The sequence below is a fragment of the Vreelandella aquamarina genome (assembly GCF_020075495.1).
GTDB classification, from domain to species: Bacteria; Pseudomonadota; Gammaproteobacteria; order Pseudomonadales; family Halomonadaceae; genus Vreelandella; species Vreelandella aquamarina_A.
Map to the genome: position 1 here is coordinate 521049 of NZ_JABYQT010000001.1, position 13740 is coordinate 534788.

At 61.5% G+C, this 13740-nt stretch carries 13 protein-coding genes; 8 read left to right on the forward strand and 5 right to left on the reverse strand.

Annotation, left to right across the window (positions count from 1 at the left end):
- Window positions 1-383: 383 nt before the first annotated feature.
- Window positions 384-1634, reverse strand: a complete 1251-nt coding sequence (locus tag HW452_RS02405) for a M20/M25/M40 family metallo-hydrolase (protein WP_224104499.1) — start codon at window positions 1632-1634, stop codon at window positions 384-386.
- A gap of 175 nt (window positions 1635-1809) precedes the next feature.
- Here HW452_RS02405 and HW452_RS02410 point away from each other — a divergent pair, with 175 nt between their 5' ends.
- Together HW452_RS02410 and HW452_RS02415 are read left to right on the forward strand one after the other, a co-directional pair.
- The gene (locus HW452_RS02410; RefSeq protein ID WP_224104500.1) at window positions 1810-3036 is read left to right on the forward strand and encodes a YbfB/YjiJ family MFS transporter; all 1227 of its coding nucleotides are present in this window, start codon (window positions 1810-1812) and stop codon (window positions 3034-3036) included.
- Window positions 3037-3138: 102 nt separating this feature from the next.
- Window positions 3139-4602, forward strand: coding sequence for a sodium-dependent transporter (locus HW452_RS02415; protein WP_224104501.1), 1464 nt, complete (start codon window positions 3139-3141; stop codon window positions 4600-4602).
- A 57-nt stretch (window positions 4603-4659) separates the two neighbouring features.
- On the opposite strand, the gene HW452_RS02420 is transcribed toward HW452_RS02415, so the two are convergent.
- Genes HW452_RS02420 through HW452_RS02430 form a run of 3 tightly spaced genes read right to left on the reverse strand, consistent with a single transcriptional unit; the run spans window position 4660 to window position 7568 of the window.
- The gene (locus HW452_RS02420; protein WP_224104502.1) at window positions 4660-5784 is read right to left on the reverse strand and encodes an LBF_2804 family protein; all 1125 of its coding nucleotides are present in this window, start codon (window positions 5782-5784) and stop codon (window positions 4660-4662) included.
- Window positions 5785-5814: 30 nt separating this feature from the next.
- On the reverse strand, window positions 5815-7128 hold the full coding sequence (locus HW452_RS02425) for a Y-family DNA polymerase (RefSeq protein ID WP_224104503.1): 1314 nt from the start codon (window positions 7126-7128) through the stop codon (window positions 5815-5817).
- Entirely contained in the window at window positions 7125-7568 is a 444-nt protein-coding gene (locus tag HW452_RS02430) for a LexA family protein (RefSeq protein ID WP_224104504.1), read from the reverse strand. Before HW452_RS02430 ends, HW452_RS02425 begins: the two co-directional genes overlap by 4 nt.
- Before the next feature lie 313 nt (window positions 7569-7881).
- Between HW452_RS02430 and HW452_RS02435 the strand changes: the two genes are divergently transcribed.
- Window positions 7882-8781 carry an alpha/beta fold hydrolase gene (locus HW452_RS02435; RefSeq protein ID WP_425348077.1) on the forward strand — a complete coding sequence of 300 codons (900 nt, stop codon included), beginning with the start codon at window positions 7882-7884 and terminating at the stop codon, window positions 8779-8781.
- A gap of 66 nt (window positions 8782-8847) precedes the next feature.
- Window positions 8848-9867, forward strand: coding sequence for a patatin-like phospholipase family protein (locus HW452_RS02440; protein WP_224104505.1), 1020 nt, complete (start codon window positions 8848-8850; stop codon window positions 9865-9867).
- Between the two features lie 10 nt (window positions 9868-9877).
- Here the strand turns inward: HW452_RS02440 and HW452_RS02445 are convergent, their stop codons facing one another.
- On the reverse strand, window positions 9878-10447 hold the full coding sequence (locus HW452_RS02445) for a Smr/MutS family protein (protein WP_224104506.1): 570 nt from the start codon (window positions 10445-10447) through the stop codon (window positions 9878-9880).
- A gap of 163 nt (window positions 10448-10610) precedes the next feature.
- Here HW452_RS02445 and prmB point away from each other — a divergent pair, with 163 nt between their 5' ends.
- From prmB to HW452_RS02465, 4 genes are all read left to right on the forward strand, one after another.
- Entirely contained in the window at window positions 10611-11570 is a 960-nt protein-coding gene (gene prmB, locus HW452_RS02450) for a 50S ribosomal protein L3 N(5)-glutamine methyltransferase (protein WP_224104507.1), read from the forward strand.
- A 13-nt stretch (window positions 11571-11583) separates the two neighbouring features.
- A complete protein-coding gene (gene aroC, locus HW452_RS02455; RefSeq protein ID WP_224104508.1) occupies window positions 11584-12675 on the forward strand; it encodes a chorismate synthase in 1092 nt (363 codons plus the stop codon).
- 73 nt (window positions 12676-12748) lie between these two features.
- Window positions 12749-13135, forward strand: a complete 387-nt coding sequence (locus HW452_RS02460) for a hypothetical protein (protein ID WP_224104509.1) — start codon at window positions 12749-12751, stop codon at window positions 13133-13135.
- A 178-nt stretch (window positions 13136-13313) separates the two neighbouring features.
- Window positions 13314-13724 carry a phasin family protein gene (locus HW452_RS02465; RefSeq protein WP_224104510.1) on the forward strand — a complete coding sequence of 137 codons (411 nt, stop codon included), beginning with the start codon at window positions 13314-13316 and terminating at the stop codon, window positions 13722-13724.
- The last annotated feature ends 16 nt before the right edge of the window (window positions 13725-13740 follow it).

Sequence of the window (13740 nt, forward strand, 5' to 3'; positions counted from 1 at the left end):
CTCTCCCATGGCACGGTAAGGTAATTAGCTAATCACTAATTTAAAGGGTCAAGCATGCTACCACTTTCGTTTATACGCCGTTGGTCGCAGGGCATAGACTTTGGTATGAGGTAATCCGACCGCTGTTCTGAATGGTACGGGAGAGGCTGTCATCATTTTTTATTTCATGTTAATGAAGTTGACATATTTGGCCTGCAACATGGGCCATATGCAGGGAAAGGCCGCAAGGAAGAGCAGGCAGGGAGTGCTTGTGTTACCCAAGGAAGCACAAACAGGATGTTTGTGAGTAGGTATCATGGAGGAGCTGATAAAGCCCTGACCGATGATTGGTCAGGGCTTTTTTTATGTCGCATGCGCAGGCTTTCTAAGCGTGCGCACCAGGCTTACTTCGCTTCACCTTCGGGTTTGGCGTGGCCCTGGTGGGCGAGCGGGCTTGCCTGATCAAGGCGCGGGTGGTTATCCAGGAACTCGCGCTCGAGGTTGGGCAGCTTGTCCAGCGCCTGCAGGGTGTGGGTCAGCGCATGAATGGCGGCCAGCACGTCCTGAGTGTTCCCGGTTTCTGAAATGGTGTGCATGTTGCGGATCGGGAAACCGATGGAGGTCGCGGCACTGTCGATCGAGGCCAGGACGCCCGCCATCCCGTCGGTACCGGTATCTACACCCACCATATCGCGCTGCATGGGGATGTCCTGCTCCTTGGCAGCGGTAGCGATGATGCGGTTGAGCTGTTCGCTGGCGATCGAGCCGACCGACATGGTAAAGCCCTTGCCCATTTCCAGCGGCTGCATGCGCTTGTCACCAATGCCGGGGGCTGCCACGTAGTCATGGTTCACGTCCACGCCAATCAGCGCGTCGGGCTTCAGTTCACCAGCCATTACACGGCTGCCAAAACGGCCGATCTCTTCGTAGCTGGCAATGGCAAACAGCACGCGCACGTTCTCGGTACCGCCCGCTTCGGCAATCAGGCGCGCCACTTCAGCGGTGACGAAGCAGCCCAGGCCGTTATCCAGGTAGGCGCCATAGAAGGTATTGGGGCTGAAGCCGGGGCGGATGGGGCGGTCGAAAATGATCGAGTCGCCGGGGCGCACGCCAAGGTTCAATACCTGCTGCTTCTTGTTTTCGCCATGAATCTGCAGGTCCAGGTAGATCTGCTCCTTCTTCAGGCCCTTGCTGCCATCGCGCTGAGCCGGGTCCGAGAAGTGAATGGCCCCCAGTGCTTCTACCGTGCCGCCTTCGATGCTGCGGTAGCTGCCGGGTTTTTCCGGGTCTTCGCTGAACAGTTTCACCTCGTGGCCGATCAGTACCGTCGGCAGGAACGAGTCGGTGTTGATCCAGATCTTGCCATCTTCACCAATCGAGCGCACCTGCATGCGAATCTTGTCCGCATGGCCGATGATCATCACCGTGAACATGTCATCACGCTCGGGATGGGTATCCAGCACCACGCCCGCATTGCCCTTGAACTGGTGCAGGTGCCACTGCTTGGGGGCAAAGCTTTCAAAATGCGGCTTGAGCACGCCGTAGGTCATCGCTGCTTCCAGGCCCACCGGGCTTGGAGCTGCCAGAATATCGCGCATCAGTTTGAACTGCGCGTCGGGCATGGGCTGCGTCCAGGGTTTTGCGGTATCGCTCATCTCAACTCTCCGTGTGGTTATGCCATGTGGTCGTGCGTATGACCAGTCTGCCAGATTAACGCGGCTCTTCCACCATTAGACGATAGGGGAGCGTGGTCATGTACACGTAATATGCAGGCTAATTACCTGGAAACAACGGCCCAGGCAGTCATTTGCAAGTGCTACAGGAGAAAGCATGAGCACAGCATCGCTACGCGTTCAGCGTTACCAGGTCTTGCTGGCCGGTGTCTTCAGTCAGCTCCTGTGTATCGGGATTGCCCGCTTTGCCTACACGCCGCTTTTGCCGGTCATGCAGCAGCAAACCTGGATGAACGATGCCGATGGCGGCTGGCTTGCTGCGCTCAACTACGCAGGCTATATGCTGGGCGCCGTGCTGGCGGCGGTGGTTCACAGTATTCATGTCAAGGATACGCTTTACCGCATTGGCCTCGTGCTTGCCGTGCTGACGACCGTCGGAATGGCCCTGACCGACAGCTTCTGGCTGTGGGCGGGGCTGCGTTTTTTCGCGGGCCTTTCCAGCAGTGCCGCCATGCTCCTGGCATCGGGGCTGATTCTTCACTGGCTGATGCAGCACCGCCAGCGTGGCGAGTTGGGCATTCATTTTGCCGGGCTTGGTTTGGGGATCGTGCTGGCGGCGGTGTCGGTCGAGTTCATGCTGGCCCGCGCGCTTGACTGGCAGGCGCAGTGGTGGATGTTCGGCCTGCTGGGCGCGGTGCTGTTGATCCCCGCCTGGCGCTGGATGCCGCGCCCGGTCAAGCCGCTTGTCGGTGCCGGTAAAGCCGAAACGCCCGCCGCCATACCGCCGTCGCGTACCTTCATGCGCCTGATGCTGCCAGCCTATTTCTGTGCCGGCTACGGCTATGTGATCAATGCCACCTTTATCGTCACCATCGTGGAGCGCGAGCCGCTGCTCTCGGGCATGGGCAACTGGACCTTTGCCGTGGTAGGGCTGGCCGCCGCACCGGCCGTCATGCTGTGGGATCTCGTTGCCCGGCGGGCCGGCTACCTGGGCGCCTTGATCATCGCAATGAGTATTCAGGTGGTGGGCATCGTGCTGCCGGCACTCAGTACCAATCTGACCGTGGTGATGCTGAGTGCCGTGCTGTATGGCGGCACCTTTCTGGGCTGCGTGAGCCTGGTGCTGACCATGGCAGGCAAGCTGTACCCGGCAAGCCCGGCGCGGTTGATGGGGCAGATGACGCTGGCTTATGGCGCCGCGCAGATATTGGCACCCGCCTTGACCGGCATGCTGGCGGAGGCCTCGGGCCACTATACCCTGGGCCTGTGGCTTGCCAGTGGTCTTGTGCTGCTCGGGGCGGGGCTACTTGCCTATTTGCGCGGCGTGGACCAAACCGCTCAACGCCTGGACGCTGAAGCAAAAGCGCTGTCGATGGCGCGCTGAACCGCGGGATTTTCGTAAATTATAAAAGCGTTAACGAGAGTTTTATGCTTTTGGTGTGAAATCCTCTAGGATAAGCGCTTTTTTCAAACAAGAAGGATGATCATGGCGTCTTCCGAGCAACCTCGCATCCAGTGGCTGGGCCGCTGGGGGTTCGTGCTGGCGGCAACGGGTTCTGCCGTTGGCCTGGGCAATATCTGGAAATTCCCGTATATCACCGGCGAGTATGGCGGTGGCGCATTTGTACTGGTCTATCTGGCGTGTATCTTTGCCGTGGGCGTGCCGGTGATGATGAGCGAGATTGCTTTCGGCCGGCGCGGGCGGGGCAGTCCCATCGACGCCATTCGTCGCGTGGTCAACGAGTCGAGCCGTTCATCCGCGTGGTCGCTGATCGGCTGGATGGCGATGCTGTGCGGCTTTCTGATCCTGTCGTTTTACGTGGTGGTGGCCGGATGGTCGTTCTCCTACCTGTGGAAGATGCTGACCGGGGGGCTTGCCGGTACCAGCGTCGATGACATGGCCGCCGTGTTTGGTGCCAATAACGCCAATCCGCTCAATCTCGGCTTCTGGAGCACGCTGGTCACGCTGGTGACCATGGTGATCGTAGGCAAGGGCGTTCAGGAAGGGATCGAGAAAAACGTTGGCTGGATGATGCCGGGGCTGGTCATCATGCTGCTGCTGCTGATCGTTTATGGCATGTTTTCCGGCGGTTTTGGTGACGCGGTGCGCTTTCTGTTCACCTTTGATGCCGGTAGCCTGTCAAGCGAGGGCATGCTGGCCGCCCTGGGCCACGCGTTCTTTACCCTGTCGCTGGCGTCTGGCGCCATTCTTACCTACGGCAGTTACCTGCCCAAGGGCGCCTCGATTGCCCGTACTTCCATCAGTGTGGCGGTTGCCGACACCGCCGTGGCCCTGATGGCGGGCCTGGCGATCTTCCCGGTGATCTTCGCCAATGGCATGAACCCCGGCGAAGGCCCGGGGCTGATCTTCATGAGCCTGCCGCTGGCGTTTCAGGCCATGCCGCTGGGCACGCTGTTTGGCGTGCTGTTTTTCGTGATGCTCTCCATGGCGGCGCTGACCTCGTCGATCTCCATGGTCGAGGCCACGGTTTCCTGGCTGTGCGATAACAAGGGCTTCTCGCGGCGCTCGGCAGCATGGAGCACGGGTATCGTGCTGTGGCTGATCAGCACCGCCGCCATGCTCTCCTTCAACGTGGGCGCCGACTGGACGCTGGCGGGCAAGACCTTCTTTGACTGGCTGGATTACATCACTTCACGCTGGATGATGCCGCTGGGCGGCCTGGGTACCGTGGTGCTGGCAGGCTTTATTCTAAAAAGCGCCACTTTCCGCGATGAGCTGGGGCTTGCGCCGTTGCCCTATGCGCTGTGGCTTGCCATGGTGCGCTATGTAAGCCCACTAGGCATTCTGGTGATCTTTGCCGATGCGCTGGGGCTTTACAGCGTCACTTTCTCGGTGCACTGGCCGTGGCTGCTGGGCATTCTGGTGCTGATGGGTATTGTCGGCGAGCTGGTCAGCCCACGGCTGCTCAAGGCGCTAGCGAAACCTTAGCCTCTTAACTTAGTCTTTTAAAACCTTAGCCTCTTAAAATCTTAGTCTCTTAAAACCTTAGTCTCTTAAAACTTTAGCCTCTTCTCCTGCGAGCCAGCGCCGCTGCCGAGCCACCACGGCTTGTTCCTGCAGCGGCGTCTGGCAGCGCGCATACACTTCGCGTAGAAATGCCTTTCTGGCGCCTTTGAAAGGCCCGCTGAGAATGGCTGCCTGGGTCAGGCTTTCCAGCACCTGCGTGCGCTCTTGCTGCTCGAGATTGGCGTACTGCCTGAGGGTCTCGGCCCAATCGATATCGACACTGTCAGGCTGGTCCGGAAGCGTTTTCAAAAGCTGCGAAAGCAGCAGTACCAGATTGGGGTGCGGGTGGCGGTTGCGCATCATCAGCTCGCCAATGCCCTGCACGATCAGCTGGCGCAGGGCAGGCGACAGCGCGTTGAGCTCTTTCATCAGGGCATCGATGCGCGGCGGGCCGTAAGCCACCAGGTGCGCTTGATGCAGTACGCGGGCGGCAATCCAGGCGTTCCAGATGGCGTACAGCGGCCCCATCAGCATGGGAATGAACCCACGCAGCGCAAGGCGACCCAACAGACGGCGCATCACTACGCGCAGCAAAAAGCTGCTCAGGCTTATCTTCAGCCGGTAAAGCAGGGTCTTGAGCGTCAGCTTCCAGCCATGCAGATAGGCGTGAGGGTCGATGCCGTAGATGGTATTGCCGGCGCTTGGGTACTCAAGGGCAATGCGCGCCACGCCGTGAACGGTCAGTTGTACAGAAGGGGTGAATGCATCCTGCTGCGAGTAGGGCAGGCCTGCCAGGCGGGTGATATGGGTAACGCCGCGCAGGGAATTCCAGTACAGAAAGCCGATTTCGAAGGCGGTGATTACCCCCGCCGCGGCGTAGTAGCCGATCCAGTAAGGTAGCTGTTCGCTGAAGCTCAGGCTCGACCAGTCCGCGATGGCGATACGCTTCATCCACCACTCGCCGCCACCAATCAACGTGCCAGAAACGATACCGGCAACGGCTGCCCACACCATCGCCCAACGTTTGATGCGCTTGATGGCGGCGGGATCGGGGGTATTTCGTGGCGTTCTGTGTTTCAACAGATGGCTGATATAGCGGTTTGCCCAGCGTTGCGCAAGATCAGGGGAGGGAGCGAACTCCTGGTCGGGCCTTTCCAGTGGCATGGCAGCGAAATGTCCTTGGTTTACGTTCCCTTAGGGTAGCGGCTGCTTGCGCAAAGCGCACTCCCTGATGGCGCCGGGGTGTGTGCCGGCCTGCATCAGCTCGTCCCAGCGGGTGGTGTAGCGATGGGAGCGGTGCGCGCAGCGCAACTGCCAGGCGGCGTCGGCGTTAGTCATGCCAAAGCTGATCGTACCTTGGCCCATGCGCCGGTTGATGTCGTCGAGCGTGGCCATGAGCCGCGGATAGCGGTGGCGCGAAGGCGGGTTGAGCAGCGAAAGCTGATGCTGCTCGGCGTCCACCAGGTCCAGCAGCATTACCCCTGCCTTGATGAAACGGTAGCCTGGCCGGTAGATCTGCTCGAGGCCCTGGCGCACGGCATCCAGAATGGCGCGCGTATCGTCGCTGGGCGCTGGCAGGGCTATCATGGCGTGAGGAAAGTACTGGCGCTGGTCGGGCCGGTGACGGTTGGTGTTGAGAAAGATCATCACTGCCCGCGCCATGCTCTGCTGCTGGCGAAGCTTTTCGGCGCTGCGCTGGGCGTGACGACGCAGCGCGTCATGCACTTGCCCCTTTACCCCGGTTGGCTGGCCGAAGGAGCGCGAGGTCATGATGCGGTGGCGTGGCTGGTCCAGGTCGTTCATGTGCAGGCACGGCGTGCCCCGCAGCTCCAGCGCCGTGCGCGCCAGTACTACGGAGAAACGCTTGCGCAGCTGTTGAACATCGGCTTCGCGAAGATCCCAGGCGGTATGGATTTTGCTGACGGCAAGCCGCTCGGCCAGGCGACGGCCAATTCCCCAGACGCTGCCCACCGGCGTCTGCCTGAGCAACGCGGCGGTCGTGGTGTCATCGGCCTGAAGCAGGCACACGCCCTGAAAGTCGGGCATCGTCTTGGCAAAGTGGTTGGCCAGTTTGGCCAGGGTGTGGGTCGGGGCCAGCCCGACACACACGGGCAGGCCCAGGTGGCGACGAATGCGCCGGCGCAGCCACTCGCCGATTATCTGGCACTGCCGGTCGGTGAACTCCTCTAGATAGATGAACATTTCATCGATGGAGTAGGGCGATACCGCCGGGCAGGCATCGCGCAGCAGTTGGCAAAGCCTTGCCGACATGTCGCCATACAGTTCGTAGTTGGAGGATTTCAGGTGGATCTCGCCACGTCGACGCAGCGCTTCGAGCTTGAAAGCCGGCATGCCCATGGGAATCTCCATGGCTTTCATCTCGGCGGAGCGGGCGATGATGCAGCCGTCGTTGTTCGACATGACGCCTACGGGTCTGCCTTCCAGAGAAGGGTCGAAGACGCGCTCGCAACTGACGTAGAAGTTGTTGGCATCCACCAGGCCGATCATCGTAGATACTCGTGGATCACCGCGCGCACCACGCCCCACAGCTGGCAATCGGTATCTTCCAGCGGCAGCGGTGGATAATGGGGGTGGGCCGAGCAGAGATGCGGGGTGCCGCGGTAGAGGGCGTAGCGCTTGATGAGTACTTCATCGTCCAGCATCGCCACCAGAATATGGCCCAGGCGCGGCTTGATGCTGCGATCGACGACCAGAAGGTCGCCTTCAAAGATTCCCCAGCCCTCCATGCTGTCGCCGGCCGCCGAGAGATAGAACGTCTGAGTCGGGTTCTTGATCAACCGCGTATTGAGATCAAGCGTACGTGGCTCGTAATCCTGCGCTGGCGATGGAAAGCCGCTAAAGCCTGCGCGGCCTTGCAGCGAGGAGTAAGGCAGCGGCTGGAACGTTAACGGCAAGGCTGGCGCGACGGGCGATGACGGTAACGACATCGTCGGCATCCTCACTGAATTTAATATGTATGAATGTACAGTATTTATTCGTGAGGCGGAAATTGCAAGCGTGGCGCTTCAAGGTTCAGGTCAGCGAGCGAGCCACAGGCCCACCACAATGGCGCTGACCACCGCCACAAGAAAGACGAGATTACGGGCGCGCGTATCGCGACGTGGTTTCATGGCATCACCATTAACAATTGTGGGTAAAAGCGGCGGAAGAATTGCGTCTGGCATGGTAACGTCTGTTGCCAATACCGTCATCCAGACATTTCATCAGCGCTGCTGCCAAGCCTTGTCAGGAATCATGCCCATGCTTGAACCCACTTCGAGGCGGTCGCCTCGCGCCGCACAACCGCTGTCGCTGGCACAGGGGCGTCTGGCAGGCCTTGCCTGGGGGCGCCTTGAGGCGCCCGTGTGGCTTGCGCTGCACGGCTGGCTGGATAACGCCGCCAGCTTTACCCGCCTGGCGCCGCGGCTGGCCGAAGCACTGAATATCCGCATCGTGGCCATCGACTTTCGCGGCCATGGCCACTCGCAGCACGCGCCTGCCGGCAGTGACTATGCGTTGTGGGACTACTGCCACGACGTGCTGGACGTGCTGGACGAGTTCAAGATCGAGAAGGCGTCGCTGCTGGCTCACTCCATGGGCGCGGCGGTGGCCTGCGTGCTGGCGGCGGCCTTGCCCGAACGCATCGCCCGGCTGACGCTGATCGACGGGCTGGGCGCGCTGAATACACCGGCTGACGAGACGGCAAGCCAATTGCGCAAGGGACTGATTGCCTACCGGCGACCGCTTTCCCGGGCACCGCGCTATGCCGATATCGAAAGCGCCGTGGCGGCGCGGGTCGCGGGTGGGGTAACCGCGCTGGATAGCGTTACCGCTACCCCCTTGGTCGAGCGCAATACTCAAGCCACCGCCGATGGGCAGGTGCAGATGCGCACCGACACCCGCTTACTGAAGCCCTCACTGGTGAGGTTCACCCCCGAGCAGGTGCTGGCGCAGCTGGCCTGCATCGAGGCCCCGGTGCTGTTGATCGAAGGCGAGCGGGGAATCCTTGGTAAGCGCAAGTGGGCCGAGCAGGCGCGTCAGGCGGTGAGGCATCTCACCCGGCAGGTGGTGCCCGGCGGGCATCACCTTCACCTTGAGCCTCGCGACGCCGCAAGCGTCGCCGACAGGATAGCCGCCCATTGGAATGAAGCGGCAAGATAGCAAATGAAGCGGCAAGACAGCAGCGGCAAGTGAACTGACGAAGGCACGGGAAGGAAAGGACAGGCAATGAACCAGCTGACGCGGGTGGGCAACGGCACGAAAGTGGCTCTGGTATTGGGCAGCGGCGGGGCGCGTGGATACGCCCATATTGGCGTGATCGAGGCGTTGGAGGCGCGAGGCTTCGAGATCATCTCCATCGCCGGGTGTTCCATGGGCGCGCTGATCGGAGGAATCTACGCCGCGGGAAAACTGCCCGACTACCGAGAGTGGGTGTGTAACCTGGACTACCTCGACGTATTGAGACTCGTGGACGTGACCTGGAGCCCCATGGGGGCGATACGCGCCAACAAGGTAATGAACAAGCTCGAATCGCTGGTAGGCGATGTATTGATCGAAGACCTGCCGATTCCCGTGACCACGATAGCCACCGACCTGGTTCGCCAGCGCGAGGTGTGGTTTCAAAATGGCCCGCTGCTGCGCGCCATACGGGCCTCCATCGCCATTCCTGGGGTGATCACCCCGGTCAGCATGGGCGACCAGGTACTGGTGGATGGCGGACTGCTCAACCCGTTGCCGATCATGCCGATCGTTGCCGCGCACCAGGCAGATCTGGTCATTGCCATCAACGTGACGGCTCATAGCCCGCAGCCGGTGACGCTTGAAGAGCTGCTGCCCCCGGCGCACGAAGACAACGATAGCCGCACGGTGCAAGAGCGCGAGCGCGACGCCAACCTGGGCGGCTGGATGAACGACGTGCGCGAAGCCACCAAGCGACTATGGGATGGTCTGGGGAGCGGCGGAGATGATGACGGCGAAAAGGACGAAAAGGAAACATCCGAAGCCCGTGGCAAGCGCGAGTGGAGCCGGCTCGGCATGATTCTGGAGTCCTTCGATATCACCCAGGCGGCGTTGGCGAAGTACAAGATTGCGGGCTACCCGCCGGATGTGCTGATCGAGATACCCAAGACGGTGTGCAGCACGCATGAGTTCCACCGGGCCAGGGACCTGATTCGACTGGGGCGACACCTGGCCGACGAAGCGCTCGATCGGCGGATGCCGAGCATTGCGTCCGATGCCACGGAGTAGCCGACGTGCGCTAGGCGCCGCGCTTGCGCAACAGAATGTAAACGGCCCCGGTGCCGCCATCGATATCGACCGCCGAGCAGAACGCCAGTACACCTGGCCATTCGCGCAGCCAGGTATTGGTATGGCTCTTGAGTACCGGGAAGTCCGCATTTGCGCCCCAGGCCTTGCCATGCACCACCAGCACGCAGCGCAGCCCCTGGGCGGCGGCATCACGCAGAAAGCTTTCCAGCTCCGTGCGCGCCTCTTCCAGCGTATAGCCGTGCAGGTCGAGCCCCGCCTGCCACTCGGTCTGGCCGCGCTTTAGCTGGCTGAAGGTGCGCCAGGGCAGGTCGGGTACGCTGAACTCCAGATACTCCGACGGGCGCACGGCCTCCACGCGGCCATCGGAGGTACGCCCGCTGGCCTGGGGCGTGCTGCTCTCCACCGCCGAATGGCGGCGCGCCTGGTGGGCATCATCGTTACGCTTGGGCCTGCCGGGGTCCGCCTGGTTGGAGGTAATGCGACGCACGCCTGCGGCTTGCAGCGCCTGGCGAAAGGCGCTGATATCGTCATCGTTGGGCAGGTGGCGGCGTTGCGTCATGGCAGGCTCACGTGGTGAACGGTGGAAAATGGCTCGAAGGCGACAGTATAGCGAGCTGAGCGCCGCTGTGAACCGGACAGCGTCAAAGGTACAATCTTTTCTTTATCATACGAGTGTAGCTGCATGATGGCTGCGCGGATGTTTTTCGTTATCAGGAGTCGCCGTGACCACGCCCCTCAACAATGAGACCTCTCACTCCACCCTTTCATTGCCGGATACGGCGCTGGTGAGCGATCTTTTCACGCTGCGCGACTATCTGCGCTGGGTATCCAGCGAGTTCTATCTGGCCGGGCTTTACTATGGCCATGGCACGCAGTCCGCCTGGGATGAAGCGGTGGCGCTGTGCCTGGGTGCACTTCACCTGCCCTGGAACGTGGACCCCGGCGTACTGGATGCCCGCCTGCTGCCCGTCGAGCGTCAGCGAATCATTTACCTGACGCGCCAACGAGTGACCACTCGCCGGCCGTTGCCGTACCTGCTGGGCGAGGCGTTCTTTGCCGGGCATCCGTTCAACGTCGATGAGCGCGTGCTGATCCCGCGCTCGCCGATTGCCGAGCTGATCGAGGACGGATTTGCGGCCTGGTTCCCGGAAGAGCCGCCGCAAAACGTGCTGGATCTGTGTACCGGCTCTGGCTGTATCGGCATCGCCACCGCTCTTTACCTGCCTACCTGCGAAGTGACGCTTGCCGATATCAGCCAGGACGCCCTGGCCGTCGCCCGAGAAAACATCACCCGCCACGAGGTAGGCGACCGGGTGCGCGCCGTGGCTTCGGACGTGTTTGACGGCCTCGAAGGTCAGCGCTTTGACCTGATCGTCTCCAACCCGCCCTACGTGGATGCGCGGGACCTGGCCACCATGCCCGCCGAATTTCGCCACGAGCCGGCCCTGGCGCTGGGCGCCGGCCAGGATGGGCTGGATATCGTGCGGCGTATCCTGCGCGAGGCGCGCAGCCACCTGACCGACGCGGGCTGGCTGATCGTGGAAGTAGGCAACTCTGACCGTCACGTGGAAGCCGCGTTTCCCGACGTGCCTTTCCTGTGGCTTGAATTCGAGCGCGGCGGCCAGGGCGTCTTCGCCCTGAGCGCCGCTGAACTCGACGCCCATGCGGCGTCTTTTGCGTGAGGAATTAACGCCCATGTCTGGCAATAGCTTTGGCAAACTGTTTACCGTGACCACCTTTGGGGAGAGCCACGGCGTGGCACTTGGTGCCATCGTCGATGGCTGCCCGCCGGGGATGCCCTTGTGCGAAGAGGACCTGCAGCGCGACCTGGACCGCCGCCGCCCCGGCAGCTCCCGGCATACCACTCAGCGCCAGGAGCCCGATCGGGTGCGTATCCTGTCCGGTGTTTTCGAGGGCAAGACCACCGGTACCTCGATTGGCCTGCTGATCGAGAACACCGACCAGCGCTCGAAGGATTACTCGAAGATCAAGGACCAGTTCCGTCCGGCCCATGCGGACTACACCTACCACCACAAGTACGGCCACCGCGACTACCGCGGCGGCGGCCGTTCGAGCGCCCGCGAAACCGCCATGCGCGTGGCCGCTGGCGCGATTGCCAAGAAGTATCTGGCCGCGCAAGGCGTGCAGATTCGTGGCTACATGAGCCAGCTTGGCCCGATCAAGATCGCGTTCAAGGCGTGGGACGCCGTCGAGCAGAACGCCTTTTTCTGCCCCGATCCTTCACGCGTGGCCGAACTTGAAACCTACATGGACCAGCTGCGCCGGGATCAGGACTCCGTTGGTGCAGAGATTACCGTGGTCGCCGAAGGCGTGCCGGTCGGTCTTGGCGAGCCGGTATTCGATCGCCTGGATGCAGACCTGGCGCACGGCCTGATGAGCATCAATGCGGTCAAGGGTATCGAGATTGGCGCAGGCTTTGGGGCGGTCTCCCAGCGCGGCAGCGAGCACCGTGACGAAATGACCCCGGCAGGCTTTCTCTCCAACCACGCCGGCGGCGTGCTGGGTGGTATCTCGAGCGGCCAGCCCATTGTCGCCAGGCTGGCGCTCAAGCCGACTTCCAGCATTACCACCCCCGGGCGCTCCATCGATGTGCACGGCGAGCCGGTCGAGGTGATCACCAAAGGGCGCCACGACCCCTGTGTCGGCATTCGCGCCACACCGATTGCCGAGGCCATGATGGCGATTACCCTGCTGGATCACTGGCTGCGCCAGCGGGGCCAGAACGGTGAAGTGAGCGTCGATACACCACGTCTGACGCAGCGATGACCCGACACGGTATTGAAGCGCCGCCTTCGCGTATCGCTGCTACACTCAAGACAAGACGGTTGAGGAGTTGCCCATGAAGATTAACGTTGAGTTCGACCTGACTCCGGATGAATTTCGCCAGGCGCTGGGCCTGCCCGACGTGGAAGCGTTTCAGCAGAATCTGCTTGCGCAGATTCAGCGCCAGATGGAGTCGGGGGTCGACGGTTATGACCCCATGAGCCTGATGCGGCCCTTCCTGCAGCAGCCCATGATGCAGCAGGGGATTTCCCAGGGGCTGGCAAACTTCGGCACCTACCAGCAGATGATGCTGGACATGCTTCGCCAGGCGGGCAACGCAAGCGCGGGGGCGGGCAGTGCCAGCGCCGAAGGCGAACAGGCCGGCCGCGCTGATGCCCGCAGCAAGGCGCCTTCTCAGGCGGCGTCCTCACGCTCACGCAGCAGCAAAGGAAAGACCGAGTAGGAAAAAACAGGGTAATAGCGCAAGGCGCGTGCTCGACCAGGCTGCCGGCTGCTGCTGACCGTTGCAATGAAGGCAGCCTGGGATTACTCTTTTTTTGCAGTGCAGCAAGTCGCGTTCTCGTGAGCACGTATGCTCATGCCGGAACCACCTTATCCGGAATCGATCGAGGAGCCACACCATGCAAGACAAGATGATGGACGCCTTCAACGCCCAGACCCGCCAGATGTTCGAGCCCATGCGCAAGGTCAATTCGCTGATGCTCAACAACATGGAAAGAATGACCCAGTACCAGCTCGAAGCCATGAAGCGCTACAGCCAGATGGGCACCGAGCGCATTCGCAGCGCCACTGCCGTTCAGGACGCCGAAAGCCTGCGTGACTTTGGCGCCCAGCAAGCCGAGATGATGAACGAGATCTCTCGGCAGATGCAGGAAGACGCGCGCGTCATGGGTGAAATGAGCCTGCAGTTCAAGACCGAAATGGAAAAGCTGTTTACCGATGCGGGCCAGCAAATGGCGGAGCAGGCAACGTCGGCGGCCAAGGGTGAGCAGCCCGGTAGCGCTTCCAGCAAATCTACCCGCAAGAACTGACCTGTCAGCCTGTTGG

Bases quoted from the DNA above. Each gene is read 5' to 3' on its own strand.
- HW452_RS02405 (WP_224104499.1), bottom strand. From the start codon at position 1,634: ATGAGCGATACCGCAAAACCCTGGACGCAGCCCATGCCCGACGCGCAG.
- HW452_RS02410 (WP_224104500.1), top strand. From the start codon at position 1,810: ATGAGCACAGCATCGCTACGCGTTCAGCGTTACCAGGTCTTGCTGGCC.
- HW452_RS02415 (WP_224104501.1), top strand. From the start codon at position 3,139: ATGGCGTCTTCCGAGCAACCTCGCATCCAGTGGCTGGGCCGCTGGGGG.
- HW452_RS02420 (WP_224104502.1), bottom strand. From the start codon at position 5,784: ATGCCACTGGAAAGGCCCGACCAGGAGTTCGCTCCCTCCCCTGATCTT.
- HW452_RS02425 (WP_224104503.1), bottom strand. From the start codon at position 7,128: ATGATCGGCCTGGTGGATGCCAACAACTTCTACGTCAGTTGCGAGCGC.
- HW452_RS02430 (WP_224104504.1), bottom strand. From the start codon at position 7,568: ATGTCGTTACCGTCATCGCCCGTCGCGCCAGCCTTGCCGTTAACGTTC.
- HW452_RS02435 (WP_425348077.1), top strand. From the start codon at position 7,882: ATGCTTGAACCCACTTCGAGGCGGTCGCCTCGCGCCGCACAACCGCTG.
- HW452_RS02440 (WP_224104505.1), top strand. From the start codon at position 8,848: ATGAACCAGCTGACGCGGGTGGGCAACGGCACGAAAGTGGCTCTGGTA.
- HW452_RS02445 (WP_224104506.1), bottom strand. From the start codon at position 10,447: ATGACGCAACGCCGCCACCTGCCCAACGATGACGATATCAGCGCCTTT.
- aroC (WP_224104508.1), top strand. From the start codon at position 11,584: ATGTCTGGCAATAGCTTTGGCAAACTGTTTACCGTGACCACCTTTGGG.
- HW452_RS02460 (WP_224104509.1), top strand. From the start codon at position 12,749: ATGAAGATTAACGTTGAGTTCGACCTGACTCCGGATGAATTTCGCCAG.
- HW452_RS02465 (WP_224104510.1), top strand. From the start codon at position 13,314: ATGCAAGACAAGATGATGGACGCCTTCAACGCCCAGACCCGCCAGATG.